General features: G+C 46.3%; 1 protein-coding gene. It reads right to left on the bottom strand.

Going from position 1 to position 309, the window contains the following annotated elements; all coding sequences use genetic code 11:
- On the bottom strand, nt 1-309 hold a 309-nt coding region (locus H5985_RS09310; RefSeq protein ID WP_205051027.1), incomplete at both ends, for a hypothetical protein.

Below are 309 nucleotides of genomic sequence, written 5' to 3'. Positions count from 1 at the left end.
CAACTGTTACGCTCTTATCACCTTCGCCGGCAAACGCAATCAATTCCTTATCGTCGCCGCCAACAAGCGTCACGGTATTGGATTGAGAAATTGCAACTTCATTGACTCCTTCAGCAACGTTAATGGAGGAGACACCAAAGCTCTTATCAATTGTGGCAACACCATTGTCGACACTTTCCGATTCGTTGCCAATCGCTACGTCAACATTGGAATGAATGGTGTTGTCACTGTCGACCACATCATCCAAATCCATATCACCTTCAACATCAACCGGGGTGCCGTTGAAAACCAATGTGGTATTGCTACCGA

The sequence above is a fragment of the Parasutterella secunda genome, assembly GCF_016901835.1.
GTDB lineage: Bacteria > Pseudomonadota > Gammaproteobacteria > Burkholderiales > Burkholderiaceae_F > Aphodousia > Aphodousia faecavium.
The sequence above is the reverse complement of the archived record's forward strand: the minus strand, read 5'-3'. Positions and strand labels throughout refer to the sequence as shown.